This is a genomic window from Gemmobacter sp. 24YEA27, from assembly GCF_030052995.1.
In the GTDB taxonomy this organism is placed as follows: domain Bacteria; phylum Pseudomonadota; class Alphaproteobacteria; order Rhodobacterales; family Rhodobacteraceae; genus Pseudogemmobacter.
This window is the reverse complement of the sequence record NZ_JASJPW010000001.1, coordinates 3418180-3444794: the sequence shown is the minus strand read 5'-3', so window position 1 is coordinate 3444794 and position 26615 is coordinate 3418180. Positions and strand designations below refer to the sequence as shown.

Sequence of the window (26615 nt, the reverse complement as noted above, 5' to 3'; positions counted from 1 at the left end):
AAAAAGCTCCCGGCCTTTGATCTGGCCGAGAGAGGTCCAACAGGGAGGGTTGGGGCGGATCACCCGCCGCCCCGGTCGGGGTAAAAACCCCGGTGGTCACCTGGCAGGGCGCCACCGGGGCAAGTAGGCGCGGGGCAAGGCATGCCGCTCGCGCCTGCGAAACTCAGGCTGCGGGAGCTTCGCGACCGATGACGACGGGCAGGCCGGTCTCTTCGGCAGCGGCGTAGGCGATGGCGGTGAAATGTGCCCGGCGGGCATATTCGACGCGGTGCCATTCCAGGGCGAACACGACTGCGCCGCCACCAGACGGGCGCCACCGGAACAACGCCTCGAGGTCAGACGGCTCTTCGCCGTTATAGAACGGGATGTTCAGCGTGATCTTCTTCGGCACGGTCACACCGTTGGACGCGCGGTTCTCGGTCTCGAAGAAGATCTTGCGGTCGCCATTGTCGAGGCGCGTCGAGGTCTTATAGGTCTGGCCGACCGTGGCTTCGAAGTCGCGGCTGATCTCGATCAGGGTTGCAGGATCGGGGTGCAGCACGTCCGAACTGTTTTCTTCCAGGAAGCGCGCGAAGGTCTCCTGATCCTGAAACTTCGCCTTCACAAAAGCATCCCAGCGGCTGAACTCCTCAGAGGGGCGCAGCTTCAAGGTAACGCTGTGTTCGTTCGGGCCGGGGGTGCCGGTGTTGTGCGACTGGTTGTCGTGGTGCCAGTCGAGCCGGGCCGAGATGGTCAGTGCGTCATAATCGGCGATGATGATCGAGCGCTCATCCGAGAAGCGGTTGGCATAGGCCGAAAGCGAGGCGCGGTCATCGACGATCACGCGCTGCTTTTGCCAGGGGGGCAACTCTGCCCGATCCTTCATTTCGTGCAGGCTGAAGTCATGCGGCAGGGCGACATAGGCGCGGCCATCTGGGCCCGCGATGTTCGGATCCAAAAGGCGCGCGCCTTTCAGGATGGTTTCCAGCGTCTCCCCGGGGTTGCGCACATCGAAGCCGAGGGTGAGGGGCGATATCAGTTCGCCATCGGGCGCGGTCTCGGTCTGGTTCTCTTTGGCCATTGCAGGCTCCTTTGAGGGTGGAAAGGGAAAGGTGGATGCGGTCAGCCGGTCTCGCGGTCACGCTCGCGCTGCCGCTCGATCTCGTCCTCGATGTCCATCTGGCGCGGGTCGCGCCGGGTGAGCCGGTTCTGATCGTTCGTGAAATAGATGCCCGGCGGGATCGCCTGGCTGGGCTTCGAGATCTTCGGCGTGGCAGTGACCTCAAGGTGGCCACCCTTCGCGATCTTGAAATCGAAAGTCAGGGCGAGCTTGCCGCTCTTTCCGGTTTCACCGATCGCGTCCATCAACTCGTTGAGTTTCTGGTTGCAGTCGTCGAGCAACTCGCCCCGACGAAAGGTTTGCACGAATTGAAGGAAGTTCAGTTCAGGCGCAGACATGCCAGATCCTTTCAGCAGCATCCCGGCGGGGTGCCGGTGAAGGTGAGGGAGAGAAGGGTGGTCAGCATCATCCGGGCGCTGATCACGACCAGAATGGCGAGGAAGACCACGATTGCGATGGTGGTGAGGTGATCCATCGCCTGCCAGAAGCGGCGCCAGAACAGAAAGCGCCTGACCTCGCGGGCGTAAGAGATGCGCGGGATCATGCGGCCGCTCCCGGATTGGGCGGGTTCACCGCGGCGCCGTTGATGTCGGGCGAGAGAATGGCCTGCAATTCCTCGACGCTGCGATCAGCCAGGCCGGGGTGGATGCTGGACAGCGCGCGGATGCGCGGGCCGAGGCCTTTGCCGCTGGCGGGTTGCAGGCGCAAATGCCCGCCATGGATCACGGTCTCGGGGCGGGTCTCTGCCAGATGCGGCATCCAGCGGCCCTCGGGCGAGACCGTCTCGTAATACCAGCGGGCGCTCATGCGGCACCGCCGGGGTGCTGATCGAGGCGGCGGTTGCTCAGCCCGGCCTCGGCCACGCTGCTGGGCAGCTGGAGGATTATACAGTCAACCGGGACACCTGCCGATTTCAGGACGTGGCGGGCTTTGCGCTCCTGAAAGGCCTGCTCGGCGGGCGAGAGCGCAGGATCGGGGCGCGCCAGCATCCGCCGGGCGCGCTCGATCTGGGAAGGGCGATAGTCGGGCACGGGTGGCCTCCATCGGGTTGCGATGGGGGTGGACATTGATCTGAAAAAATCAGACTGTCAATCTTGCAATCTGATTTTTTCAGACAGAATTATGCCGCATGATGGTCGCATATCTCAGCGCCACTCGCGCTTTGCGTGAGCGGATGAATGGGAGGAGAGGATTTGAGGATCACGATTCGGCTGATCGTGCTGCTGCACAAACTTGGGATAAATCCGCAGCGAGTCCTGTGGCCGATTGTCAGTTGGCGCGCTGGAGAGCGGCTATCAATGCGAGCTGAACGTCGCCGGGGAGCGGAAGCATCTCACCGATGATGACGAAGTTTGGGCCCACTCGGGCGTTTCTGTAGAGATAATCAAGCACTTGGAATGATGGCGCGCCGGTTTTTTCTTGGTAGTGGTAGGTCTTTGGATTGATGTTCAGTAGCGCGGCGAAGTCTTTTTGTTGTTCGGCCACAAGTGACCTGGCTGCGCGGAGCCGCAGCGCTATCGCTTCGGGAGATGTGTCTCGGAAGCGCGCGATGCGCTCTTTTTCTTCGATATCCATGACCCGACTTCTAACGGTTTGATCTGAAAAAATCGAACAGCATCGCAATCTGATCTTGACGATCTGAAATAATCAGATTGTAAGATGCGGTATGTATCAAAATGCTCGCTCCTTTATCGATGCTCTTGGTGGCTACCGCGCGGTGGCCGCTCGGCTTCGCATGGGATCCTCGACGCTTCATGGATACGTGACAGCAGGCTCCCTGCCTCCGCGCTGGTATTCGGCGCTACTGGCTCTTGCGTCAGAGATTGGGGTCGAGCCACCGCCTCGCTCCCTGTTCTCCTTCGAAGTGCTCCCTCCTAAAGATGAAAAGGACGCTGCGTGATGAAGCACACAGCGCCCTCGTCCCTTTCCCATCCAAACCCGGTTGATCGCGTCTCCTGCGCTCAACATGGGGAAGGACCCACACAAATGTCATGGTCAAAAGTTTTTGAGCCTCGCTCTTTCCGGGCGCGGTTCGCCGGTTTCTGGTCTGATTTCCTTCACGAAAACTACCGCAACCCCGAAGAGGTCTCGGTCGCTTTCGGCGTCCGGTATCAGACCGCACTGAACTGGTGGCAGGGGATCAACCGGCCCTCGGGCGATGTGGTCGCGCTGGCCGGTCGCCCGTTCCAGGATTTTCTGGAGGCTCGGGGATGATCTTGGTTCTGGGGGCAATCAGGGCAGGGGTCAGCGCCGCAATCATGGCGCTGACCGGCGTGTCCTTTTTGCCCAGGGAGGCAGCCAGCAGGCTGATCCCGCTGCAAAAGTTTTTGACCAGAGAAATTGAGCGCCGGAGGGCAGGGCAATGACCGCCGCTGCGCCCAAGGGGCAGAACGTGTCGACGGCTGTCATGCAGCGCCGGGTCGAACCACATGACAGCCTCGACGATTTCCCGACGCCGCCTTGGGCCACGCGCGCCCTTTGTGAGTGGCTCAAGGTGTCCGCTGAGGGTGCTGAGGATCACCCTTTGGTGCTGGCCGCTCGCGAGCCCTGCGCCAACAGAGGGCACATGGTGCGGGTGCTGTGTGAGTATTTTGCGACTGTCGATGCCGCTGATGTCCATGATTACGGCGCCGGGTTTCCGGTGCGCGATTACCTGTTCGGGCCGGATCCCGAACTGGTCGACTGGACCGTGATGAACCCGCCTTTCCGCCTGGCTGAGCAGTTCATCCAGCGCGGCCTGCGCACCAGCCGGCACGGCATCGCAGTGATCGTCCGCAGCGCGTTCCTTGAGGGCGTTGGTCGGTATCGCGACCTGTTTTCGGTAATGCCGCCGTCGGATGTTCTGCAATTCACGGAAAGGGTGCCGATGCATCGCGGCAAGCTGGCGGGGCCGGGCGGCACAACTGCCACGGCCTATTGCTGGATCATCTGGCGGTCGCGGTATCAGGGCTCTGTAACCCGCTTCCGCTGGATCGCGCCTTGCCGGGGCAATCTTGAACGGGACGGCGATTATCCGGCCGAGCCGGGCGAGTTCGCGCCGGTTGATGCTGGGGCGGTGCTGATATGACCCCGACCGCCCGCAAGCACCCGGAATGGATCGGCAAAACGCCAGACACGGCTGTGCCATCGTGGGTCAAATCCCGCATCCTCGATGCGCAGGATGGTCGCTGCGCGGAATGCCGCAATGATTTCTGCGCACAGCTGCGCCCGGAATTCGATCACATTACCGCCCTGATCAATCTGGGCGAGAACCGCGAGAGCAACCTGCAGGCGCTTTGCGGCCCATGCCACGGCAAGAAAACCGCCGCCGATGTGGCGCTCAAGGCGAAGGTCGCCCGCGTTCGTGGAAATCACCTCGGCCTCAAGCCGAAGTCCAGCCGACCGGTCGGCGGGCAGAACGCGAAAAACTTCATAATTCAGCCGGGTGGCAGGGTTCTTCACCGCGACACCCGGGAACCCGTCACCAGACGATAGGGGGCCGATATGTCAGATCATCCCGAGCAAAACACCGGCGCAGATCTCACTGTAGCCGCCGCCGGCGCAGGTTTGGGGGAGGGTGGTTCCTCCGCCATCCCCGGCCACCACCCTGGGGCGCTCGCCGCTGTGGCGTCCTCGGCCGGACAGGCTGAAAGGGCGATACCATCACCCCCCACGCCCGAGGGCGACCTGATCAGCAGGGGGGCGGCTTTGGCAGCCCGCCAAACCGTGATGGATGGCTGGAGATCTATGCGCCAGCCTCATCCCGCTCTCGGCGCGAAAAACTGCCGAGATGCCCTCGCCTCTCTCCCCGCCTCTCAGGCACAGGGGGAGGCGGCTCTGCGTCGAGCAGAAGAAAAGGCCGCCGCCTTGCAAGGCGGAGATGCTGGCGACGGCCACAGCACTGTTTACAACAGCGCACATCAGAGTGCCGACAGGTCAAATGTGTCTTTGACACAGATCAAGTCTGTTTGTCTGGTTCCCGCCGCCCCCGAGCCGGTCAGCGCCGGGGTGAATGAGGCCATCCGCAAGGCCAAGGGCGCAGGAATGCTTGAAGAACGGCGGCGCTGGTGGCGGCCTGAGTATCCCGGTCAGATCGAGCCTGACCGCGTGGTGTGGTATCGGGACGAGCCTGAAACGGGCCTGTCGGGGTTTGACACTGAGGCGGATCGGGAAGCCTTTCGCGCTGGTGGAAATGGGCCGTTCATCCGCCGTGTGACCGGAAACGAGTATGCGCAGATGCCTGTCGCCGCCCTTCGCACCCCTCCGCCTGCATCGGCTGACGGGGAGGTGAAGGAATGAGCGCCTCGCCCTACATCCTGCCGGAGGGAAATGTGCAGATCGCTTTCAGCGGCGGTCGCACCAGCGCTTACATGCTGCACAAGATCCTTGAGGCCAATGGCGGCCTGCCTGAACGCTGCATCGTTTCATTTCAGAATACCGGGCGGGAAATGCCCGAGACGCTGGATTTCGTCCAGGAGTGCGGCGACCGCTGGGGCGTTAATATCGTCTGGCTGGAATACCGGCGCGAGGCCCCATTCTTTGAGGTGGTCAGCCATAACAGCGCCAGCCGGAACGGCGAGCCTTTCGACGCGCTGATTGATGCAAAGCAGTTCCTGCCGAACAAGGTCACCCGCTATTGCACCACTGAAATGAAGGTCAGGCCGGTAAAGCGCTACTGCCTTGCCCTCGAATGGGATCGCTGGACAGTGGCCACCGGCATTCGGGCCGATGAACCTGCGCGCCTGCGGGGCGATCCTGCGAAAGAGCGCTGGTCAGTCTGGTATCCGCTGGCCGATGCGATGGTCACGCGCCGCCACGTGGCGGCGTTCTGGCAGTCGCAGCCCTTTGACCTTCGCCTGCCGAATGTTCGGGGCAACTGCTGGCTGGGGAATTGTGATGGCTGTTTCCTGAAATCGGAACGGTCGCAGGCGGTGCTTGCCCGAGACTTCCCTGATCGCCATGCGTGGTGGGAAGCCGCAGAGGCGCGGATCGCGGCGCTGGAAGCCAGCAAAGGGCGCCCGGAGGATAATGGCCAGTTTTCCATGCGTTTCAGCAAGCGCGAGCTGCGCGACTTCATGGAACGCCAAGGCGATTGAAGTGCCGAGCGCGCTGGTTGAGGGGATCTGTGTGGTTCTGACGAAAGGGGTGAAGAATTGATTGAGGATTTTGGCGGCGACAGCGTCATGGCCGCAGGAACCAATGCGATGATCTACCCTCTCGCCTTCGGTGACTTGCTGGTGACGAATGAGTGGGTCGAGTGGCATCTGCACAAGTTTCTGGACGGGACTTTTGTCACCCGGATGACCCGCCTGCAGCGTTTCGACGTGATCGGGGTTGCGGTCATCCTCTGGAATGCCTCGCTGAAAGAGAACCCAGCCGGCACCTTGCCAGACGATGATGAGCTGCTGGCGGACAAGGCCAAGGTCAAGGATATCGATGCCTGGCGAGAGATGAGACCGCTTGCGCTTCATGATTGGGCGCCTGCGCGTGTCCTTGACCCTGAGACCGGGGAATACCTGGGAGGCAGGCTTTGCCATTTATCAGCGCGAGGAGGCCTTGGTCTGCTTGCGCAGATCGCAAAGCGCACCGCAACCCGTAAGTCTGCCAAGGCGGCGGGCCGGGAAACGCAGCGGCTCGCGACGATGCGCAGTCGGGTCAAAACCAAGATGAAAAGCATGGGCAAGGCGCGCTTCTCGGAGAACGCGGAACTCGTGGCTTCAGTGACCAGGTGGCTCGATGAGAACAGTCTCTTTGTGAACGACGAGAACATCCTCGCCGGTCTCGAAACACTTCACAATATCCCGCGCGTGGTGAGCCTCGGGCGGGGCGATGGCAACTGAAATGCCGCTGTAATGCGGTGACATGATTACAGTAACGGCGCTGAAATCTGGCAGGGGATTTCAGCGCATTTTCAGGCTCTTGAGGTGTAATTGCCCTACAGGACAGGACAATGACAGAACAAGACATAACAGAACATTCCTTCCCGGATTGGCCGAGTTCCGGCCTGTGGATAACCGGGGAATTGCTGAGAAAAGAAAGGGGGCAGAAATGGAAAGCGATGCGCTGAAGGCAGGCAAGGAACGGGTCAGAAAGCTTCTGGTCGAGCCGCTGACCGCCAGAGGGCTGAAGCGGGCCGGCGGGGCAACCGTCGCGCAGCATGAGGCCACGATGGAAGGACTGGCCGCGCGTCTGGCCTAGGGCAGCGATCTTCACGCCGGGCAAGCCGGATTGGTACGCGCTTCGTGTCGCGCCGCAGCGTGAGGATGAGGCCGAGGCGTGGTTGGGGATCAGGGGTGTCTCCGCATTTCATCCGGTACTCGCCCGACAAGTGCGTCGCCATGGCATTTTGCGCGAATACCATCGCCGCTACCTGCCTGGCTATGTCTTCGCACGCTTCAAGGGTGAGCCGTTGCCGCATCGCGTCATGTCCTGCCCATGGATCATTGGTGCTTTGTGCCTATCAAATGGTGAGTGGGGCGTGCTGGAGCGCTCCGGCCTTCGCAAGATCCATGCGATGCGCAAGATTGATGCGGGCCAGCGCGATGCCAGGGCAGCCTTGCGGGCGCGCCGCCTTGCTGAGGCTCGGTTGCGATCTGGCGATGGCGTCATGTTCCGTTCCGGGCCGTTTGCTGGCTTCCGCGCTGAGGTAGTGGAGCTGAAGGCAGAGGGCGGTGCTATGGTGAAATTCGAGCTGTTCGGGCGCGAGACACTGATTGCCGCGACCGATGATGCACTGATCCCTTTGAAGCCCAGTTGACAGGGGTGAATCACGCCGTCTATCTTCCGTTCCCATAGCCTCACGCTGACCGGCCCTCTGCCATTGCAGACAGCGCCCCAGCTGCTGGGCGGCGGGGATGGGTTACACGCCTGTCTGACACGCCTGAATAGCGCCCGGAGCAAACGCTCTCGGGCGCTTTGCTTTATCCGGGGTGACCATGGGAAGGTTGAAGCAAGCGCCATCGCGCTTCGTCGCCGCGCCCGGTAGGCTCGGCTCGGCGCCTCAGTCAGAGGCGGAGCGATCCCGACAGCGCCGCATCCAGTCGCCCTGGCGCAACTGGTACAACACGGCTCGCTGGAAGGATCTCCGCTGGGATGTGCTGGAGAGTGCGCTCTTTACCTGCGGTCGCTGCGGTCACCTTGAAGGCGATACGTCAAAGCTGGTTGCCGACCACATCATTCCCCATCGCGGTGATGAGGGCCGGTTCTGGGATCGGTCGAACCTCCAATGCCTCTGCAAGGGCTGTCACGACCGGGTCAAGCAGGCCGAAGAGCGGCGCGGTCTGCACGGCTGACCGGACAGGGGGGTATCAAAAGTCTGGGGGCCTCGCGGCCGGAGACCCGCGCCCCCCTCAGCGAGGGATTTTTTTTTCTGATGGCTGGTGAAAATCTGGGGGCTGAGGGCTTCCGCAACCTCTTTGGGGAGACGTGGCTGGCTGCTGACAAGCGGCGTGGTCGCCCGGCTTTTGAGTGGACGGAAGAAAATTCTAACAAAGTCAGTATGTTGCTTGCGGCTGGTTGGTCGAATGAGCGGATCGCGGGCGTGATCCTCGATCCTCGCACCGGGAAATCCATCTCGGTGCCGACGCTGAAGCGGCATTTTAGATCCGAGCTCCAGATTCGTGATGCAGCCCGTGATCGTCTCGATGCAGAGCGCCTGATGCGGGTGTGGAGCAATGCCCAGACCGGGAATGTCGGCGCAGAGCGCTTATTCGTTCAACTCCTCGAGCGCAATGACCGGATGGAATCGGAGCGTAAGCTGGCCGCGAAGCCGAAAGACAGCGCGCAGCCGAAGGTCGGTAAGAAGATCGTCGATGAGCAGAAGGCGCTGGATGCAGATGACGCCCTGGCTGCCCAGCTGAATCTTGAGGCCGGCAATGCCCGACGGCATTGAACCGCTGCCGCGCTTTGCCTGTCCGGACTGGTGGGAAAAGCTGCAGCGTGGCGAAACGCCGATGGCGGATGTGCCGCTCAATCAGGAGAAGGCGGCGAAGGTGCTGGCCTTCTTCAACCGGCTGCGGTTGCCCGATGTCGCTGGAAATCCGCCGCTGGCCACGGCCTGCGGTGACTGGTTCAAGGATCTGCTGGTGGCGTTTCTTGCCAGCGAGGATCCGGAAACGCACCGTGATCTGGTCTGGGAACTGCTTTGCGCGGTGCCCAAGAAGAATTCGAAATCGACCTATGCTGCGGCCCTCGGCCTGACCGCGCTTTACATGGAGGATGCGCCGAACCGGCAGATGCTGCTGGTGGGGCCCAGCCAGAACATTTCGGAACGCCTGTTCGGCCAGGCCACCGGGATGATCGATCTCGATCCCATTCTGGTGGACATCTTCAAGGTGCAGACGCACCTGAAGACGATCACCCGGCGCAAAACCGGCACTGCGCTGGATGTGAAAACCTTCGATACTTCGATTGTGACCGGGGAGATCCCGGTGCTTACCATCCTCGACGAGCTTCACGAGCTGGGGAAAAAGGCCAAGGCTGCGAAGGTGATGCAGCAGATCCGGGGTGGGGGCATCACCAAGCAGCGCGGCAAAGTGCTGATGATAACCACCCAGTCGGACGAAACGCCGGCGGGGATCTGGAAGACCGAATTGGACAAGGCTCGCGCCATCAGGGACGGCAAGGGCGGCAAGTCGCCGATCATGTTGCCGGTTCTCTATGAGTTTCCAGAGGTGTTGCAGCGCGACAAGTCCTATTGGCGCGACAAGAAGAACTGGCCGCTGGTGCTGCCGAATTATGGCCTTTCGATTGATGAGCAGGCCCTCGAGGACGATTACGACAACAACGGCAAGGTCTCGAAAGAGGCGGAGCAGATCTGGGCCAGCCAGCATCTCAATATCGAAATCGGTGTTGGTCTTGGCGGCTCGGCATGGTCCGGCGCTATGCACTGGGAAGAGGCGGTCTGCGACGGCCTGACCCTCGACGAGCTGCTCGACCAGTCCGAGGTATGCACCATCGGCGTTGACTGGGGTGGTGCAGATGACCTTGCGGCCCTCGCAGTTCTCGGACGCCGCAAGGTGGATAAGGTCTGGCTGCTATGGGTTCGCGCCTGGGCGCGGCCATCGGTTTTTGAACAGCGCCCGAAGATCGCGCCGCAGTTGAGGGATTTCGAGGCGGATGGCGATCTGAAGGTTGTAGCGACCGGCGAGGAACAGGCCGCAGAGGCAGCGGCGATCTGCGCCCGGATCTGGGCGGCAGGAAAGCTGCCAGAGGCGTCGGGGACGCCCGGCACACCATCCAGCGTAACGGCAGGTACAATCGTCAGGATCAAAGAAGAGGGCCTGTCCTTTGAGGTGCTGGCCTCCGGCGGGGAGATCCTGACGCCGGGCGGGGTGCGCTTGCGGGCGGTGACCACGGGTCTTGTGCGTCAGGTCGAGGCCTATAACGTACCGGCCTCTGGCAATGCTGATGCTGCGTTCACGCGGATGGAGGCGCGTGTCAGCGGACAGGTGATCGACCTCGGCGGACGGACGTATCAGGTCGCGGCGCTGCCGGCGGGCAATAAATACGTCAACGGGTTTTTCACCGTGGGTGGTCTGACCCGCTCAACTCTGGTTCTGGGTGAGATGGACGACGCCCCTGCGGCAGTCTGGCGCTTCGGCAGGCAGATCGCACAGCTGGCCCGCGCGCTTGGTGACCCCTTCCGCCAGTACCTGAAAATCAGCCTTCTGGGCGACAGCATCACCTGGGGCCAGACGCTTCCCGAGAATGGCGCGGACGCCCCGCGCGATGCGACTGGTTCGGATGCCAGGAACCTTTACAACACGGCCTCCTGGGCCAATGAGCTTAAACGCTGGATCGGCAAGCAGTATGCGAATGGGGCCGCGCCGGTCCTCTCGAATTGGCCCGCCAGCCCCTCGGGCGAAAGCATCGCGACCTTCTCCCGCACGGATGGGGTGTTCCCGGCCGGGCCGAAATTCACTGTCACCATCACCGGGGGCAGCTTTACGCAGCAGACCCTTTACAACGCCGCCTATCCCTATGGCGCACAGCATAGGTTTACTGACGGATCTGGCGGCACAAGCTCTGGCAAGTATGCCTTCAAAATGACGGGCAAAGAGTTCACGTTCTGCTTTGCTGCACTGGCCTCCGGCTGTCTTGATTATACTGTCTGGGTCAATGGGGTGCAGCTTGGCGGTGTCTATTCAACCACACTGGGCGAGGATGGAAATACCGCGCTCACCCGCCGCCACCATGCCCTTGCCGCCTATACCGTCGATGCGAATATCGAGATCCGCACGGTGAACAATGCCGGGGCCGGGGCGACACAGTCGCTTTACACCTATGCCATCGAGTTCCGCCGCCAGATCGTGATTTCCAATCAGGGGATCAACGGCACGTCCTTTATGACCTATCGCAACAATATGCTGACCTCGGGCGGCCATGGCGATGGTCTGGCGGTTGATGCCGAGGATGGGTTTATCTTCATCCAGCTCGGGACCAATGACCGGGGCAAGCGCCCGGACCTGTCCTATACTCTGTCCGAGGCGCGCGGACATGCGCAGGCGCTGATCGACACGGTGAAAACCCTCTCGCCCACCGCCAAACTGATCATGATGTGCGCCAATCGCCCGACGCTGGACGGGCCGCCGGACTTCAAATGCACGATGGGCGACATTCGACAGATGCTGCTGGAGGCGGCGCAGGATAACACGCTCGACCTGATCGACAACTTCGCCCCCTTCGCGCGCCTCGATGCCGGGAAATACCTTGCTGATGGCCTCCACCCCAACCGGCTCGGTCACGCGCTGATGGCGCGCAATGTGATCAACGCCATCCGGGGCATGTGATCCTTCCGCAATCCGACCTGACATGCCCCGCCTCGCGCGGGCTTTTTCATGCGCAATAGTCCAGAGCGCCTCACTGAAAAGCTGAGCGGCGGGAGGGCATGGGGGTGCCTCTCCCGCCTGTTCGCATTGCCCCGACCGGCCAGAGAACCCCGGGGCAGCGCGTCGGCACCAGGTTGAGCCCCGCCGACGTGACCATCAAGACCGCGTCGGTCTTCTCCCGATATTCGTGAAATCCCGTAGCGCTGGAGGCGGGGTGGCCGGCGGCTGCTCAGGTTGGGCCTAGCTCAACCGCCGGTCTGCCGCGATCTCCGAAAAGATCAAGCGACGACTGACCATATGCCACGCCCTGCAAAATGAAAATGCCCCACCGGGTTAAGGGCGGGGCAGTGAGGCGGATCCTGCAGTAGTATTGGAGGAGCCGTCTCAACCGTAGCGCGAGCATTGCGCAAAATCAAGAATATACGAATGCCCAGGAGGCGCCTTTGACTGATCTTCCCCCGCCCGATCCCGGCCTGATCGCCACCATCAACCAATTCATCGGTGGGGCCGCGACTGCGCTTCTGGCTGCCTTCTCTGGTCGCGCGATGTACCATGCCGGTGAGGTCCGGGCCCGGCGCCGGCCGATCCTGTCCTATGACCTGATCTGGGAAATCCCGACAGCCGTTGGCATGGCCATCGCCGGGGATGCGCCTGGCGCCCACATGGGGCTGTCGCGAGAGGTCACGGTCGGGCTGATCGCGGTGCTGTCCTACCTCGGCCCGCGCGGGGCCGGGGCGATGGTGGAGCGGTGGGCCAGTCGTAAGGGGTGATGCACCCTAAGCAGCTAAGATTTTCACCTCATAGCTGCCTGAGTTGGCCGCAAGGGTCAGCCGGTCATCTTTGAGAGAGACGGTGGCTTCGCTCTCTTGCAGGTCAAGGGTATCCTGAAACCGCTCAACGATCCGTGGCCACAACCCCTTTTCGACAAACCTCATATTTGCTGCGAGACAGTAAAGGGATTTCACCGGTCCTGGAGTCTTCATCACAGAACCTTCAGCGCGTAAGAGAATGCTGTAGCAGCGACTACAAGTGATGCCGCGCAGCAGGCGGCGTAGAAGCGAACAATATTCATCGTTTCCTCCGTCAATGAGCTGATATCTGCCTAACTCGCTTACGTGACTCTGGTTCCACCGGCCTGTCCGTCGCGCCGGTTTTTTTCCATTATGGAGAACATCATGAGCAAGATCGCTCTGGTGATCGGGCCTAACGCCGTAATCATTCCTGGATGGTAGGCGGCTTGACGCCGTCGCCCATCATCCGACCGATTTCACGTTCGATGATGTCCAGCGCCGACAGATCGCCCGCTCGGGCGGCCTGCACCGCTTCCTCGATCCTCGCCCAGCCTGGGTGGTCGTCTGCGATAAGCCGGCCTGACATATGCGCCACCATCGGCGCGTGGGCATAGACCGTCCGGTAATCCGGGGTCCGGATTGTCCGATCCCGCATGTCTCGCAGGCGCTTATGGAACGGGATAGCGAACATCCCCGGAATATGGTGCGTGGCCCTGAGTTTTCAATCCGCCCGCCCGGTCAGTGTGCCGGGCGGGCGGTTTATGACCGGACAGGCCTGGTGATTTAGGGAATGCTCAGGGGGCCGAGGCCGGGATAGAAGACCCATCAGCGACATTGGATCAAGTTGCTGATGGCTGCGCAGTTCAGACGAACAGAACGCTATTCAAGAAGGTCTAGTAGCTTTTCAAACCTGCGAGCGATGTGCTCATTCTCGCAGCGGCTACTAATCTTCTCATCATTGCGAAGATCTTTAAGATCATTCCCGATTATATCCGAATCTGAAGTAATTATATCCTTGATAATAGGGGCCGCTGAATTGCTGTAAAATACATGCCTGACATTTCCATAAGAAGTTAATCCTCCGCGTGTTCCGATGTATGTTTTCACCATCCATGTCAAAATCTCTTTTCGCGGTGGATTTGGACAGCTGGAAAAACCACCCAGATCGCTGAATTGCCTTAGAATGTCACCGTGTCGATCATGGGCGCTCCAATCAGTTCCGATCTGTTCTAACCTGCGCAGGTATGAATTAAACAGATCTCGCCTTGCGGATTGTTTGAGATACGGCATAGCTCCAGATGCTGCTGCAACTCTGGCATGGCGTTCATCTAGGCTATTTCTATTTACTCTTTCTTGAAAATTGCTCGCTAAGCTTACCAAGACTGGATTCGCTGCTCTTGGCCTGAAAGCGTGGAGGAAACTGAATGAATTCTGCTGAATGATGTCTGATTGCTTCTTGTCAAGAGCAATGCTCACCAGAAAACCTAAAATCTCTTGCTGTCGTGGCTGCGGAGCTCTTTCAAAATCGGCGAGAAGCTCATCACCTGGCTGGCTAGGAACGGAATTCTCGACAATTTGCTTTACGTCCGTAACTTTGAGAAGGTTGACAGGATCAACTGATAAGATGACTTCTATGCAAGTTGTGAAAATGTACACACAGTCTTCGATACCTGCCTCATACTCATCATCCTCGTGCTCCAAATCTCTGCGAATTTCATAACACCGACTTACTCTTCGCCATTCTGGACGAGTTAGGAGTCCCATTCGATAGCAGAGATCAATCAGCTTAGAAGCGGAGTAGTTTTCAACATCTTCGTCGCGACGCACGGGTGGCAGTTTGTGCTGCTCTGCAGCTTCACCCGCGATGTCTATACCTGCAATTATAACCTTTTCCCGAAGGTCGTGTATCGAAGCATTGAAAAGCCGCTGGCAGGCACTACTCGGATCCACGCCAACAAGCCTATTAACTCTGTCGATAAGAGATTTCGCTTGCCACTGTGGCCTTATCTTTCGGAGCAGTGATGGCATACCAGATGATGCCATGAGTTCCACATTCGCTGCAGGTATCAGATCATTCATAGAATATCGCCAGAAAATGTAATGCCTCCCGGAGATTGTGGCGAAGGTTGATTGGAGTCAATAGTGTTGCGGCACTCGGTGAACGTAGCTTTCCGCGTGCAAGAGACCAGACATGTCCATCAGGGCATGTCATATGAATGATCGCATTCTCGGCGTTGATGCGGCTTTTATGCCACATCTGCGACAGCCCGATTTCTCACCTTCTTTTGGGGGCGAGCGTGCTTAGGCGCATGCAATTTCCGTGCTGCAGCTGCAAACGGTAGCAACCGCCGTATAACGGAAGCTCGCCACTCCTGAAATGCCGCCTCATCCCAGCGAAGCCCCACCATGCAGCGGGGCTTTTTCACATCCAAACATGGAGATCGACATGATCCAGTTCCTGACCGGGCTTCTGGCCCGGATCGGTGCGCTTTTCCGTGCGCGCCCGAAATCCACTACCACAGGCGGCCTCACGGCCATGCTGGCCGCAGCCGCCATTTTCGTGGCGCCCTGGGAGGGCGAGCGGACAGAGGCCTATCTCGACCGCATCGCTGTCCCGGCGGTCTGGACCGTCTGTTACGGCGAGACGAAGGGCGTAAAGCAAGGTGACAGCTACACCCCGAAGCAATGCCTCGACATGCTGACCGCCTCGCTGGCCGGATATTATGCTCAGCTGGTCAAATGCGTTCCCGGGCTCTCGCAGCAGCCCCAGGGCGTCCAGGTCGCGCTGACCAGCTGGACCTACAATGTCGGCGCCGGCGCGGCCTGCAGCTCGACGCTGGCGAAGCGGGCGAATGCCGGGGATTGGGTGGCCGCCTGCAACGAGCTTCCGAAATGGAACAAGGCCGGCGGCAAGGTGGTCAGGGGCCTGACCAACCGGCGCGTCGATGAGCAGCGCCTTTGCCTCGCCTCGCTGAAAGGAGCCTGACATGCGCCCGATCTTCATTCTCTGGACCCGCAGCTTCTGGCTCGGGATCTTCCCCTCGCTGCTGATCGTGTTGGATCTCGCAGTGAACATCGTGGCGGCCGTCGCCTCTGATCCCGCCCTTGTGCCGCCGGTGGCCACGCTGATCGGCTGGCTGTTCGGTGGTGACCCCGTGGTGATCGAGGGGTGGATGCTGCGGATCGCACCGCTGCTGGCGCTGGTGATCGCTCAGCAGCGGGCTGGGTCAGCGCGGCCCTATACCGCCAACCCGAGGGCGCGGCAGTGATCCGCGCAATCCTCGCCGCGCTCTGGAAGCCCGTCGCCGTGCTGCTGGCCCTGCTGGCAGTGTGGTGGCGTGGCCGGGCGAGCGCAAAGCAGCAGGCCGCGCTGGAAGCAGCGGAAGGCTACGGCAAAACCCTGAAGGGAATGATCGATGCGGACACTGAAATTCATGGCGCTGATCCTGATGCTGCCCGCCGGCTCATGCGTGAGCGGGACGCAAACCAGCGGTGAGGCGATCTGCGACGGGTCGAGGGCGGCGCGGGCCGATCATGCAGCGGCCCTTGCGGTGTCGCCGGATGATCGGTCGGTGGTGAGCGGGGCGCGGCTGATCGCGCTGATTGATGCGGGATGTGGCCCCGCCAGCTGATTTTCTGATCGGGCTGGAGGGGCGATATTTGCGTGTCGCCAAGGAGCGATCAGCCTCAACAGCAATCACATTATCGCCCGGTGCGACGCCACCACACCAAGTGTGTCTGCGGAGATCTGGTCGTTACCAAGGGGCGGCTACTTCGATCATCGCCAAGGTTGTGCGGAGCAATATCGGTCAGGTTCCAACTCGGGTTTGGCCATGGTGAGCTAAGAGCGCCCTAATTCTGCTTACCGCTAGCGTTGGTTCCGAGGATGCGGTGGATCTCTTCTGAATAATCATTTCGGATGCGCATTGCAGCCTCAAGTGCTCTTTTTGCCTCATCCATCATGCCTGACCAGTGCTGGCTTCCGTTAGGGGCGCCGCCATCGGAATTGCTGTTATCCGCCGAGCCGTCAGCGGCTTCATCACGTCCAGCATTGGCTGATTTTTCTTCTAATTTTTGTGTGGATATCAGGTCATCGAAATCTCTCTTCCACTCTTCCACATATGCCTCATAGTGAGGTGGTGGCTTCGGGTCTGGAGAATGATCTGTCAATTTCAAAACAGGGGCCTCGATATCGTTTTGTGCAATGAAGCGCTCAAGATAATCAAGAAGCTCGTCGGTCCTCGCTTCTGCGGGTTTCTGAAGTAGCGTTGCTTCCAGCTGCCTCATTTTATCTGCATTTACGTCTCGACTGGTGCTTAGAGATACAACAGGGTACCTCGCACCATTTACTACGCCTTTGAATACTTGTGGTTCATGAAAGCTGAACCTAGCGTCAAACTTGGTGACGTCGGTCATGCGTTTAGCTTTGCAAAGCAAGTAAGCAAGAGCAGGGGATAATGTTAGGTCATCGATCGATGAGTTTCTAGAGATGCGGAATCCACCATCGATACCTTTGCCCAAGAAATCATATTGGCTTGGTGTCGCGTCTACTAGGAGTTCCCGTTCCTCCGAGGGCAGTGATGCATCGCCAGTCAGCGGATCAGATCCACTCTGAGCGAGCTTAATGCTCATGTTTGGAGTTGGAAATGCGGCAACCCACGCATTTCCTTTTGTGTCCAAGCCGAAGCTAGAGATGACCCTGCCAAAATCAATCAATGTTTTGGAGAAGGCAGTAATGCAAGCACCTAAATGCGTCACGCTATTGACGCGGGTGACGAATAGTATCTCATCACCAATAGTCTTCCACACCTTTGGTTCGTACGATATTTCGCTTCCCGCGATTTCGTCGATACCTCCTGCAGTTTCCTTGAAATTCTTAGTTAAGTGATCCGGGAATTCGGCGTAAAATTTCTGAAATGCCTTTATCCATTTCAGATTTGAGTTACCAGCCCTCGACTTGAAGGCGGTTGATCCAACCAAGTCAACAGAAAGGAATAAACGTAGGCGGTATTTGGGCGGATTAAGGTTCATAATTAATCTAAGTCAATGAAAGGGTTCTTGCTCGAGTTGTTGCTGCGGATTCACTAACATCAAATAGGTCGACGGTTCCCTGAAGTCCTAAATTTCTATACGTTTCAGTGAACTTTTCTTTTGGCATCAGGAAGGCTGCTGCGAACCAATTAGCCTCCCATTCCGCTCTTTGCTGTTCTGGGTCATTGTCGTCTACCCATCGTGTTGCCCTCATCACTGCCCCCGGATTCGCTTCCAGTATGGGGCCCAAGTGAAGAGTTAAATGGCCAAGCTCATGAGCAATGGTGAAGCGATCCCTCTGGCGGGATGTGTTTCTTGATATGTATATCGTGAAGTCGTTTAATGCCTTGGCGACGATGGATCCGCTTTCCCCATCTTCGAACCCGCTTGAGCCAACGACAATACGACCTCCGGCTTTCGCCACAATCTCTTCGAGCGATCCGCCGGGTTGGTAACCCCAGTATTCTGCCGCATACTCAGCAAAACTCTCGATGGAGTGCTTGGGCGCACCCAAACCTGTCGGTAGCACGAAAGTAGTCATGGGCGCCCTTTCTGTTCTGCTTCATTCACGTTCATGCGCCTTCTGGTCGCCGCGTCGCAGTTTGGCTTCGCGGCGCATGCATTATGCACACAAGGGTGTGTGTGGCAAGCATACGTTCCTCCATGTTCTGGTTTTGTCGCCGTCATGTTTCGGGCAGAAAGGCTGATATATGTATATAGGTTGCGGTTAGGTTGTAGGGACTTCACCCTCGATCAAAGAACCCTGGATGCGGCTGGTTCACCCCCAGCCTGATCGTCCCTGACTCAAACCGGCTGTTGATGAGGTCCGGGCTATCCAGCGTGATAGAACTCCATGTTGCGCCCGCTGTAGTAATCCAACGGGCCGCAGCCTGAGAGGGCGATGAAGAACGCGAGGGCGGTCATCCGGATCATTCAATGACCTCCAGAGATCCGGCCGGCAGTGGACCCTGTAAGGATCTGGCGTCTGTCCACGGCTCTACCAGCCATTCTTCCCAGTCATCCGGCTCCGTCAGGATCACCGGCATGGCTTTCGGATGGATCGCTGCCACTTCCGCATTCGGATCACAGGTCAGGAAGGCGAAGAGGTCATCGGTGGTTTCACCGTCCTTCAGCTTGCGGATGCTCGTCCAGTCTGGCACCCAGATACCGGCAAAGAACGCCGGGCGATCCTCTTTCAGCGCGAACCACGCATTGCCTGCGCCCTTGCCCTGGCGCGGCTCCGCGAACCTCTCGACTGGCACTAGGCAGCGATGCGGCGGACCCAGCCAGCGCCGCCAGTGTGGCGAGTTGGTGTTGCGCACATTGGTGACGCCGCGATCGATGCCGCTCTTGCTGTGGAACTGAGGCGGGGAGGGCAGGCCCCACCGGGCGCTGCGCAGAACATGCCCTCCCTCTCCGGCAGTGATGATCGGCGCCATGCGATCCGGGTAGATATCGCCGGGCTCGATGTTGCCGGCGGCGTTCGTCAGCCCGGCAAAGATCTGGCGCATCGCCTCGGGTGAGGTGGTCTGGCTGTAAAGATTGCACATCGTCAGGCCTTCTCGTTGCGCCATAGCCATTTCACAACCTGCCTGACCGGACGGCGGATGGTCAATCCATTCAGGAAGTCGGGTGAAGGAACTCGCCAGGAGACACTGATCGACTCGGTGCTTTTGCACCGCGCGCATGGCCACGGTGCGATGTGCAGCTGGTGATCATTGCCGACGACTTTCACGAGATCGGATGCCCAGAAGTGAACGCTCCGCCTGCAGCCATTGCACCGCATGGTGATGATCATGCCGTCCTGCGCGGCGTGGATCATCCGCCGGTTCTGGAAGGGGTTGGCCGATGGATGGACAGAGGGCATATGGCCGGTTCCGGGCTTCTCGAATCGTTAAATGTTCTGTATATGTTCTCACCATGAAGCGGATCTTTCACCTCAAATGTTCTTGCGGGCAATCTCGCCATCTGGCGGCCGACGATATGCCGCCGCAATGGCTTGAACCGGGCGGCCGGGCCATCCGTGCCGAGGCCCTCGCCATCATGAAATGCCTGCATTGCGGGAGGCGCGGCGCGCCAGCGCTTGTCGAAATGCTGATGCCTGAAGCTGCACCGCCCGCGCCAATCATGACGCCTTCTGGCTACACCGGCCTCTGATCCACCTTCAAAGACGGACCAACACCATGATCATCCTCTACACCTCGCCGGGCTGTGGCCCGTGCGTTGCGACGAAACGCGCGCTGGATCGGGCAGGGCTGGCCTATGAGGAGCGGGCAGGGGCTGACTGGCCGGATGAGGTCGAGCGGCTGGCCCGAATCGCGGGCTCGCGACAGGGGCCGCTGGTCGTGGCCGGGGATCACGTCTGGTCGGGCTTTCAGCCCGCCAGACTTTCTGAAGTTGCTTCGATGGAGAGTGAGCAGGCGTCAGCCTGTTTACAAGGCTCTTCGTAAGCCCTTGAAATTCATAAGGGGTGCAGGGTGGGCGTTTACCATTCATGTAATTGAAACATAATGGTTATTTCCATTCTGTCGGGATCACCATAAAATCAGTGGCTTATGAGGATTTGGGGGTTTTCCCTCTGGTTCGATGAACCAATCTCACACCGCCAAGCTCAAGCGAACCTGCTGCGCGGCGCAGGTGATCCGGCGAGAATCGGGCATATGTGCTGCGGGTCACGCTGGGGTTCGTGTGGCCGAGATATTGCGCAATCTCGTCAATGGTCACCCCGGCCTCGGCCATGAAGCGGCCGGCGGTGCGGCGCAAATCGTGTGGAGTGCAGTGCTCGATGCCCGCGCGCTTTACGGCGGCATTGAAGCCGGTCTTGATAGAGCCGACCTGACGCCCGCCCCATTCCACGACGAAATCCGACATTGCAGCCGCCTTTGCGCTCTGTAGTGCGGCGATCAGTGTGTCATTGATAGGCACGGTAGCTCGGCCCTTGCGGGGGCCGATTTCGTTGCTTGCCAGCCGGATTGTTCGGCGCGACAGGTCAACGCGGTCCCAGGTCAGTTCCAGAATTGCCCCGATACGGCCTGCTGTCGTCAGCATTAGCAGCATCGCCAGCCGGATATCTGCGCAACCGTCACCCCCTGAGAGGGCGCGGTCTGCTGCATGATCAGATCGCGGGCTTCGCGCTCCGCCTCTTTGGTCGTGTGTGCGTCAAGACGAAAGCGTCGGCGCTTTCCGCCCTCGTTCCACATGACGACATATCGCCCGTTGAAGCTTGCGCCCTGACAGGCGGCGCGCCAGAGCGTCAACGTGGGATGGATCGCGCAGGACCATGGTCGGCATCAGCAGGCCTCCGACACGTCAAACCAGCGCGCAAACGCCGCCTCGACTGCATCCGACACCGCAGCCTCATCATGCCCACGAGCGGTCAACGCCCGGCGCGCATGGGCCTTTGCTGCCAGATCGGACGCCTGCACGGCATAGGCTTCGCGAAGGGCGTCACGGGCGAGGTCGATCAGTTTGCGGCTCATGTCAGAACGCCCCAAACCAAATGCCGACCCCATGAACGATGGCGATGGGGAAAAGCAGCGCACCGGCAATCAGGAAGCCCCAAAGGCCTACCGAAAGGCATGTGATAATGTGTGTGAACCAGGCTGCGATGCAGATGGCGGCGATAATGAGATGGCCGCCTGCCCCGATTTCATGGGCAGATATCGCTCGCCCGCCTGTTTGATATCGTCCTCGCCTGCATTGGCATCGCGGACCTGCCGCCAGCTTTCGGCGAAGGCATCGTATTGCGGGTGGCGGATCGTGATATCTTGCATGTCCGCCCTCAGTAGAAGCCAGTTTCGATTACGGCAGCGCGGCGCGGCCCATCACCCAGCATCAATTCCGTAAGTGCCCATACCAGCGCGTCGGCCCGGTCGGGGCTGCCCTCGCCGATGAAGCCATCAGGCCCGATCAGGCAGCACTGATCCTCCAGATCGGGGAAGGCCCCGACATGGCTGATTTTGCCTTGCTCGTAGAGAGCGGCAACCGGCTCGGCCCGGGCGACCTTACCGCGGCTGGCGGTGACTTCCTTGTATGCGACCTTGGCATCCGTGGTTCGGATCACATGCTCAACCATCGCGCCGCCAAAGTTGCGCTCAGCGACGATCCGGTCGGCTGAGAACTCGTGGAAGGCCTCGACGGCCCGCCTGCCCCATCCCGCCGGCGAAAGCTTGCAGGTCCGGTCTGCCAGCACATAGCCGCGACCATCGACACCAAGGCCCGCCACCACGATCCCGATGCTGTCTCCGCCATCTCCCGACCCGCCGGTTCCGGAGGGGTCGACCGCGACCACAATCCGTTGCAGATCCGGCGCTTTGATCACCCTGCCGATCTGGCCGCTGCCATCGGGCGCATCGAACATCGCTCGCGTCCAGAGCGCGCCGGGCAGATCGTCCAGCATCTCGGCATTGAGTTCCTGCCGCCCGAGGCGCGTGCCTTCGTATCTCGCCTTCAGCTTGGTCAGGAACGATTTGGGCAGGTTGCCCGCGTTATCGAATGTCGAGCCTCGCGTGACGACGGTAGTCTTGTCTGCGAGGATCTCGCGCAGGACCGGGATCGGCCGGGGCGTGGTGGTGACGAACACGCGCGGGTCTGGCCCGCTGCGCATCGTGAATTGCAGCATATCCCATGTTTCGCGGGCGTAACGGTATTTCGCCAGCTCATCGACCCATGCGGTATCAAACTCGGGGCCGCGCAGCTGGTTCGGCTCGGTGCCGTTGTAGCCGAGGGCAATCGCACCATTCGGCCAGATCACCCGAACCGGCTTGTATCTGACCTTCGGCTCCTCGCCGGGCGGGTGGATCTTCACCAACCTGGCAACCATGACCTCCTCAAGGTCTTTCTGGGTCTCCGCCACAAGGGCGATGGATCGGGCGCCTTCCGCTACCCTCTGGCGAACCCACTGCGCGCCGGCCTCTGTTTTACCGAAACCGCGACCAGCGAGCGCCAGCCAGGTCTGCCATTCACCGGGTGGGGCAATCTGGTTCTTCCGTGCCCAGAACTGCCAGTCGTATTCGAGAGCCGCAGCCTCTTCGTCACTCAGCCCCGCCAGTATCTCCAGGCGCATCTGTTCTGGCTGCGATGCCAGCAATTCGGCGAGCGATGCGGTCACGGGCGGTCACCTCTTCCGACCGGATCGGGCCTCCATCCTTGCCGGTCACCTCAGCCTTGATCTTGGTCGGCGCATCCAGCCCGAACAGCTTCACCTTGCTGTTGATCGCACTGACGGCAGCGGCCGGCATGCCGAGCTTGATTGCTTCCGATCTGGCCTGCTCCAGCTCCTCCAGCGCCTTCTGGCGGGTAAAGATGGAGAGCTTTGCAGCCTGCTCCTGAAGCTGCTCGAGCCTTAGGGTAATCTTAGGGTGATCGAGGAGTTGGCAGGCCTCGACATAGACCCATGAATCGCGGGCGTTTTCGGCCACATCATAGGCGCGGCGGTAAGCCTCGGCGGCGTTACCGGTCTCGAAATAAGCGAGGGCGAAGGCCTCTTGCTTCGGCGTCAGCACAGCACCAGACTCTGTCGGTTCACCCATGGTGTTGCCCTATGCTGTGCGGCTCTGCCTCGTTAAGTCGAGCTATCGGCGGTGTCAGGCCGGCCATGACTCCGCGAGTAATTTCTGATATGCTGCGGCAGCTGGGGTAAGATCCGGCGATCTCGCGCCCCATGCTCAAAGCCATGGAGGAAGTGATGTTCAGGCACATACTCACAGCGACAGATGGATCGGACTGGGCACTGAGAGGGGTCACGGTAGCATTTGACATGGCTAAAGCCCTCGAGGCCCGCCTGACCGTTGTTCACGCGTCAGAATCCTACAGCAGCTATTTCTATGCCGAGGAGTTCAGCTTTCGTGACCGCGAAGATGAAGCAAGGCTTGCTCTTTCAACACGTGCCGACAGTATTTTCGCGGATCTAAAACCCCTTGCGGAAACCCGCTGCGTAAACCCTGAGTTTGTTTATGTTCCAGACAGTGCCCCGGCAGTAGCAATTTACGAGAAAGCCGAGGATTTGGACTGCGATCTGATTGTCATTGGGTCGCGAGGCAGGCGAGGCTTAACAAAGCTGCTTTTGGGCAGCCAGGCAGCAGAAGTTCTTGCAGGCACCAAACTGCCCGTGCTCATAGTCAATAATCCCGAGATCTTCTTGCGTTGATATATGTTGTGCAAGCCCGATTGCCCGCATTCGCGGCCTGCGGGCCCGCATCAGCCCTTAACAAGGTTTGACTCCTTCGGCGCTCGTGGCAGACTTCGAGGTAATCGATACTCGCTCCAACCGAACAGGAAGGATGAACGGAATGCCTCGCAGATTCCGGCGCTACCGGCCCAGGCTGTCAATCGGCATCCAAACGGGCCCCCTGATCGGCGTCCAAAAGTAACCCCTTCGGCGCGCGGGTGAGCAGGCCCGTGGCGGCGTAGCTTTTCAGCTTGCGCAGCCGACGCGGGCCTGCGTTTTGGAGGGTGTTCAGACTCGGGTTTTGATGCGCCAACTGTCGTTGCCGGTCTCGACGATGTCGCAGTGGTGGGTGAGCCGGTCGAGCAGCGCGGTGGTCATCTTTGCGTCCCCGAAGACGGTCGGCCACTCCCCGAATGCGAGGTTGGTGGTGACGATGACGGAAGTCTGCTCATAGAGCTTGCTGATCAGATGGAACAGCAACTGGCCTCCGGATTGGGCGAATGGCAGGTATCCGAGTTCATCGAGGATAACGAAGTCGAGCCGCATCAGATGTTCTGCAAGCCGGCCCGCCCGTCCAGCACGGGCCTCGGCCTCCAGCCTGTTCACCAGATCGACGACATTGAAGAACCTGCCCCGGGCACCATTGCGGATGACCGCGCGCGCGATGGCCACAGAGATATGGGTCTTGCCGGTCCCCGTGCCACCAACCAGCACGACATTGCGCTGTTGGCTGAGGAACTCCCCGCTGGCCAGATCTCGCACCAGGGTCTCGTTGATCGGGGTGTCATCGAAGGTGAACTCCTCGATCTCCCGGGCATAGGGCAGCTTGGCGGTGGTGATCTGGTATTTGACCGACCGCGCTTTCTTCTCGTTGATCTCGGCGGCCAGAAGATCTCCAACGATCTGGCGGGGTTCATGCTGGCGGCGCACAGCCACCGCCATGAGTTCATCATAAGCGGCGCGCATCCCGTAGAGCTTCAGCTCGCCCATTGCGGCCATGATGTCAGCACGATCCATCAGCTGGCCCTCCGCAGCAGGTCATAACGGGCGCAGTCCGCCACCGGTTCGTGGGTCAGGCGCAAGGCCGGGGAGGTCAGCAGGAGAGGCGGCGGTTCGGGATCGCGCCTGCGGGATATAATATTGAGGATCACATCGGCAGAATGGACACCTTGCGAGAGGGCTTCGGCGCATGCCTTTTGCACCGTAGGCATCCCTTCCGTCAGCACGGCGCCGAGGACCTTCACCATCTGGCGGTCGCCATCTGATGAGCCCTGCAGCTTACGGCGGATCTGTTCGAGAGCTCCGGGAAGAACCCAATCCTTGAACGGTGCGCCGTTACGCAGCGCTCCGGGTTTACGAAGCAAAACAGGCACATAATGCCAGGGATTGTAGACCGTTCGGTCTCGGCCGAAGTGGCGCGGGTGGTCTCCGACCAGTCGGCCCTCCTGCCGGATCTCGATCCGCTCAGCATAGGCCCTGATCTCGACCTGCCGCCCGACAGCCGTTGCCGCAACCGAGTATTTGTTATTGTCGAAGCGCACGAGGCAGGTCTTCGACACCGCCGCAGGCAGCGAATGGAACCCGTCGAAGCGCCCGGCATAGGGAACAAGGTGTGGGCGCTCTTCCTGGAAGACCTGCCAGACGGTTTTGTCCGTCAGCTCCGGATGCTTGCTGGTTCTGGCCGAGGCGATGCACTTGTCCAGCAGCCAGGCATTCAGTTCCTCGTAGCTTTTGACCCTGACGCGCGGCGCGAAGAACCGCTGGCGAACTGTGCCAACTTGGCTCTCCACCTGGCCTTTCTCCCAACCCGCAGCAGGGCTGCAGGCAACAGGTTCTACCAGATAATGGCTGACCATCTGTAGGAACCGACGATTGTAGAGACGCTCTTTGCCGGTGAAGATGGTCTCCACCGCTGTCTTCATGTTGTCGTAGATCCCGCGGGTGCAGGTGCCCTTGAAGAAGGCGAAGGCCCTGTCGTGGGCATCGAACAACATCTCCTGCGTCTCGCGAGGATAGGCCCGCACGAAGAACATCCGGCTGTGACACAGGCGAACATGAGCCACTTTGATGGTGGTCGTCGCCCCATCAATGACCACAACCTCGTGGCTCCAATCGAACTGATAGGCTTCGCCGGGCGCAAAGCTCAGAGGCACGAAAGCGGAAGAGGCACCCCAGCTCTGATTGCGCGCCCAGTTCGAGGCGTAGCGGCGCACCGCGTCATACCCACCTTCATAACCGAGACCGCTCAGCTCTTCGTAGATCTGTGTCAGAGACTGCCGTTCCCGGCTGGCCCGCGCGGCGTTGACCTCAAGCAGCCGGTTGAGTTCACCCAGCCAGGCACCCAGCTTCGGGCGCGGCTGCACCGTCCGGGTATAGGTGAACTCGGTAATCCCGGTGCGGACCACCTTCCGCACCACCTTCTTCGACAGCTTCAGGTCACGGCAGATCGTCTTGATCCCCTTGCCCTCGGTGAAATGTAGCCGCCTGATTTTTGCTATTGTCTCCACGATCAGCATCCCGTGCTCGGCCTCCGATAATCATCGAAGGCACAATGGACCCAACCCCCGGTCGGTGGGGTCCCTTTTGGACGCCGATCACCCCAGAAGCGGGGTCCTTATTGCAAGCCGTTCAACACCCAGGCGGCTTCCTTCGCCGCCGCCGCCGCCATCAAGGTCGCAACCAAAGCCACCGTCACGAATAGTCGGCCCGCAAAGGCG

At 60.1% G+C, this 26615-nt stretch carries 37 protein-coding genes; 19 read left to right on the top strand and 18 right to left on the bottom strand.

The features are described from left to right. Nucleotides 1–163: 163 nt before the first annotated feature. The 6 genes from QNO18_RS17090 to QNO18_RS17065 form a co-directional block, all read right to left on the bottom strand. A complete protein-coding gene (locus tag QNO18_RS17090; protein ID WP_283178656.1) occupies nt 164–1060 on the bottom strand; it encodes a DUF2303 family protein in 897 nt (298 codons plus the stop codon). Between the two features lie 41 nt (nt 1061–1101). Then, nucleotides 1102–1437 carry a hypothetical protein gene (locus tag QNO18_RS17085; protein ID WP_143040453.1) on the bottom strand — a complete coding sequence of 112 codons (336 nt, stop codon included), beginning with the start codon at nt 1435–1437 and terminating at the stop codon, nt 1102–1104. An 11-nt stretch (nt 1438–1448) separates the two neighbouring features. Further along, nucleotides 1449–1643: a hypothetical protein gene (locus QNO18_RS17080; protein ID WP_283178655.1), complete on the bottom strand. Its 195-nt coding sequence runs from the start codon at nt 1641–1643 to the stop codon at nt 1449–1451. Then, nucleotides 1640–1906, bottom strand: coding sequence for a hypothetical protein (locus QNO18_RS17075; RefSeq protein ID WP_092897406.1), 267 nt, complete (start codon nt 1904–1906; stop codon nt 1640–1642). Before QNO18_RS17075 ends, QNO18_RS17080 begins: the two co-directional genes overlap by 4 nt. Continuing rightward, nucleotides 1903–2130, bottom strand: a complete 228-nt coding sequence (locus QNO18_RS17070; protein WP_143040454.1) for a hypothetical protein — start codon at nt 2128–2130, stop codon at nt 1903–1905. Before QNO18_RS17070 ends, QNO18_RS17075 begins: the two co-directional genes overlap by 4 nt. Before the next feature lie 238 nt (nt 2131–2368). Further along, on the bottom strand, nt 2369–2674 hold the full coding sequence (locus QNO18_RS17065) for a hypothetical protein (RefSeq protein ID WP_092897410.1): 306 nt from the start codon (nt 2672–2674) through the stop codon (nt 2369–2371). A 411-nt stretch (nt 2675–3085) separates the two neighbouring features. On the opposite strand from QNO18_RS17065, the gene QNO18_RS17060 reads away from it, so the two are divergent. From QNO18_RS17060 to QNO18_RS17005, 12 genes are all read left to right on the top strand, one after another. Beyond that, a complete protein-coding gene (locus QNO18_RS17060) occupies nt 3086–3313 on the top strand; it encodes a hypothetical protein (RefSeq protein WP_283178654.1) in 228 nt (75 codons plus the stop codon). Nucleotides 3314–3461: 148 nt separating this feature from the next. Further along, nucleotides 3462–4166, top strand: coding sequence for a hypothetical protein (locus QNO18_RS17055; protein ID WP_283178653.1), 705 nt, complete (start codon nt 3462–3464; stop codon nt 4164–4166). Further along, nucleotides 4163–4573 carry an HNH endonuclease signature motif containing protein gene (locus QNO18_RS17050; protein ID WP_092897414.1) on the top strand — a complete coding sequence of 137 codons (411 nt, stop codon included), beginning with the start codon at nt 4163–4165 and terminating at the stop codon, nt 4571–4573. Before QNO18_RS17055 ends, QNO18_RS17050 begins: the two co-directional genes overlap by 4 nt. A gap of 9 nt (nt 4574–4582) precedes the next feature. Next, nucleotides 4583–5377, top strand: a complete 795-nt coding sequence (locus tag QNO18_RS17045) for a hypothetical protein (protein ID WP_283178652.1) — start codon at nt 4583–4585, stop codon at nt 5375–5377. Continuing rightward, entirely contained in the window at nt 5374–6174 is an 801-nt protein-coding gene (locus QNO18_RS17040) for a phosphoadenosine phosphosulfate reductase family protein (RefSeq protein ID WP_283178651.1), read from the top strand. Before QNO18_RS17045 ends, QNO18_RS17040 begins: the two co-directional genes overlap by 4 nt. Before the next feature lie 57 nt (nt 6175–6231). Next, complete coding sequence (locus QNO18_RS17035) at nt 6232–6918, top strand: hypothetical protein (protein WP_283178650.1); 687 nt, start codon at nt 6232–6234, stop codon at nt 6916–6918. Between the two features lie 208 nt (nt 6919–7126). Then, nucleotides 7127–7276 carry a hypothetical protein gene (locus QNO18_RS17030; RefSeq protein WP_283178649.1) on the top strand — a complete coding sequence of 50 codons (150 nt, stop codon included), beginning with the start codon at nt 7127–7129 and terminating at the stop codon, nt 7274–7276. Then, nucleotides 7236–7835, top strand: coding sequence for a transcription termination/antitermination NusG family protein (locus QNO18_RS17025; RefSeq protein WP_283178648.1), 600 nt, complete (start codon nt 7236–7238; stop codon nt 7833–7835). Before QNO18_RS17030 ends, QNO18_RS17025 begins: the two co-directional genes overlap by 41 nt. A gap of 337 nt (nt 7836–8172) precedes the next feature. After that, entirely contained in the window at nt 8173–8370 is a 198-nt protein-coding gene (locus QNO18_RS17020; protein WP_283178647.1) for an HNH endonuclease signature motif containing protein, read from the top strand. A gap of 80 nt (nt 8371–8450) precedes the next feature. Beyond that, a complete protein-coding gene (locus tag QNO18_RS17015; RefSeq protein WP_253188248.1) occupies nt 8451–8969 on the top strand; it encodes a hypothetical protein in 519 nt (172 codons plus the stop codon). Then, nucleotides 8953–11868 (top strand): terminase large subunit, encoded by a 2916-nt coding sequence (locus QNO18_RS17010; RefSeq protein WP_283178646.1) that lies wholly within the window; start codon nt 8953–8955, stop codon nt 11866–11868. The genes QNO18_RS17015 and QNO18_RS17010 overlap by 17 nt, the downstream gene beginning before the upstream one ends. Nucleotides 11869–12350: 482 nt before the next feature. Next, a complete protein-coding gene (locus QNO18_RS17005) occupies nt 12351–12677 on the top strand; it encodes a phage holin family protein (protein WP_283178645.1) in 327 nt (108 codons plus the stop codon). Nucleotides 12678–13122: 445 nt separating this feature from the next. Here QNO18_RS17005 and QNO18_RS17000 read toward each other — a convergent pair whose 3' ends face one another. Further along, complete coding sequence (locus tag QNO18_RS17000; RefSeq protein ID WP_283178644.1) at nt 13123–13353, bottom strand: hypothetical protein; 231 nt, start codon at nt 13351–13353, stop codon at nt 13123–13125. Nucleotides 13354–13577: 224 nt separating this feature from the next. Beyond that, the gene (locus tag QNO18_RS16995) at nt 13578–14777 is read right to left on the bottom strand and encodes a hypothetical protein (RefSeq protein WP_283178643.1); all 1200 of its coding nucleotides are present in this window, start codon (nt 14775–14777) and stop codon (nt 13578–13580) included. Nucleotides 14778–15144: 367 nt separating this feature from the next. On the opposite strand from QNO18_RS16995, the gene QNO18_RS16990 reads away from it, so the two are divergent. Genes QNO18_RS16990 through QNO18_RS16975 form a run of 4 tightly spaced genes read left to right on the top strand, consistent with a single transcriptional unit; the run spans nt 15145 to nt 16330 of the window. Further along, the gene (locus QNO18_RS16990) at nt 15145–15684 is read left to right on the top strand and encodes a lysozyme (RefSeq protein ID WP_283178642.1); all 540 of its coding nucleotides are present in this window, start codon (nt 15145–15147) and stop codon (nt 15682–15684) included. Between the two features lies 1 nt (nt 15685). Then, nucleotides 15686–15967: a hypothetical protein gene (locus tag QNO18_RS16985; RefSeq protein ID WP_283178641.1), complete on the top strand. Its 282-nt coding sequence runs from the start codon at nt 15686–15688 to the stop codon at nt 15965–15967. Then, complete coding sequence (locus QNO18_RS16980) at nt 15964–16194, top strand: hypothetical protein (protein WP_283178640.1); 231 nt, start codon at nt 15964–15966, stop codon at nt 16192–16194. Before QNO18_RS16985 ends, QNO18_RS16980 begins: the two co-directional genes overlap by 4 nt. Then, complete coding sequence (locus tag QNO18_RS16975; RefSeq protein ID WP_283178639.1) at nt 16169–16330, top strand: hypothetical protein; 162 nt, start codon at nt 16169–16171, stop codon at nt 16328–16330. The genes QNO18_RS16980 and QNO18_RS16975 overlap by 26 nt, the downstream gene beginning before the upstream one ends. Before the next feature lie 220 nt (nt 16331–16550). Here QNO18_RS16975 and QNO18_RS16970 read toward each other — a convergent pair whose 3' ends face one another. From QNO18_RS16970 to QNO18_RS16960, 3 genes are all read right to left on the bottom strand, one after another. Then, nucleotides 16551–17729, bottom strand: a complete 1179-nt coding sequence (locus QNO18_RS16970) for a hypothetical protein (RefSeq protein WP_283178638.1) — start codon at nt 17727–17729, stop codon at nt 16551–16553. A 7-nt stretch (nt 17730–17736) separates the two neighbouring features. Beyond that, the gene (locus QNO18_RS16965) at nt 17737–18270 is read right to left on the bottom strand and encodes an ImmA/IrrE family metallo-endopeptidase (RefSeq protein ID WP_283178637.1); all 534 of its coding nucleotides are present in this window, start codon (nt 18268–18270) and stop codon (nt 17737–17739) included. A 388-nt stretch (nt 18271–18658) separates the two neighbouring features. Further along, on the bottom strand, nt 18659–19417 hold the full coding sequence (locus tag QNO18_RS16960; RefSeq protein WP_283178636.1) for an SOS response-associated peptidase: 759 nt from the start codon (nt 19415–19417) through the stop codon (nt 18659–18661). A gap of 23 nt (nt 19418–19440) precedes the next feature. Here QNO18_RS16960 and QNO18_RS16955 point away from each other — a divergent pair, with 23 nt between their 5' ends. Together QNO18_RS16955 and QNO18_RS16950 are read left to right on the top strand one after the other, a co-directional pair. Then, nucleotides 19441–19653, top strand: a complete 213-nt coding sequence (locus QNO18_RS16955) for a hypothetical protein (RefSeq protein WP_283178635.1) — start codon at nt 19441–19443, stop codon at nt 19651–19653. A 259-nt stretch (nt 19654–19912) separates the two neighbouring features. Beyond that, nucleotides 19913–20179, top strand: coding sequence for a glutaredoxin family protein (locus QNO18_RS16950; RefSeq protein WP_283178634.1), 267 nt, complete (start codon nt 19913–19915; stop codon nt 20177–20179). 103 nt (nt 20180–20282) lie between these two features. Here the strand turns inward: QNO18_RS16950 and QNO18_RS16945 are convergent, their stop codons facing one another. The 5 genes from QNO18_RS16945 to QNO18_RS16925 all read right to left on the bottom strand — a co-directional run bounded on the left by QNO18_RS16945 (nt 20283) and on the right by QNO18_RS16925 (nt 23260). Continuing rightward, nucleotides 20283–20786 (bottom strand): site-specific integrase, encoded by a 504-nt coding sequence (locus QNO18_RS16945; protein WP_283178633.1) that lies wholly within the window; start codon nt 20784–20786, stop codon nt 20283–20285. A 233-nt stretch (nt 20787–21019) separates the two neighbouring features. Beyond that, complete coding sequence (locus tag QNO18_RS16940; protein WP_283178632.1) at nt 21020–21208, bottom strand: hypothetical protein; 189 nt, start codon at nt 21206–21208, stop codon at nt 21020–21022. Nucleotides 21209–21295: 87 nt separating this feature from the next. Then, nucleotides 21296–21502, bottom strand: coding sequence for a hypothetical protein (locus QNO18_RS16935; protein ID WP_283178631.1), 207 nt, complete (start codon nt 21500–21502; stop codon nt 21296–21298). A gap of 8 nt (nt 21503–21510) precedes the next feature. Next, nucleotides 21511–22839, bottom strand: a complete 1329-nt coding sequence (locus QNO18_RS16930) for a terminase family protein (protein WP_283178630.1) — start codon at nt 22837–22839, stop codon at nt 21511–21513. Next, nucleotides 22763–23260 (bottom strand): terminase small subunit, encoded by a 498-nt coding sequence (locus QNO18_RS16925; protein WP_283178629.1) that lies wholly within the window; start codon nt 23258–23260, stop codon nt 22763–22765. The genes QNO18_RS16930 and QNO18_RS16925 overlap by 77 nt, the downstream gene beginning before the upstream one ends. Before the next feature lie 131 nt (nt 23261–23391). Between QNO18_RS16925 and QNO18_RS16920 the strand changes: the two genes are divergently transcribed. Continuing rightward, nucleotides 23392–23877, top strand: coding sequence for a universal stress protein (locus tag QNO18_RS16920; RefSeq protein ID WP_283178628.1), 486 nt, complete (start codon nt 23392–23394; stop codon nt 23875–23877). A 309-nt stretch (nt 23878–24186) separates the two neighbouring features. On the opposite strand, the gene istB is transcribed toward QNO18_RS16920, so the two are convergent. Then, a complete protein-coding gene (istB, locus tag QNO18_RS16915; protein ID WP_283177605.1) occupies nt 24187–24915 on the bottom strand; it encodes an IS21-like element helper ATPase IstB in 729 nt (242 codons plus the stop codon). After that, nucleotides 24915–26414 (bottom strand): IS21 family transposase, encoded by a 1500-nt coding sequence (gene istA, locus QNO18_RS16910; RefSeq protein WP_283177606.1) that lies wholly within the window; start codon nt 26412–26414, stop codon nt 24915–24917. Before istA ends, istB begins: the two co-directional genes overlap by 1 nt. Nucleotides 26415–26615: the final 201 nt, after the last annotated feature.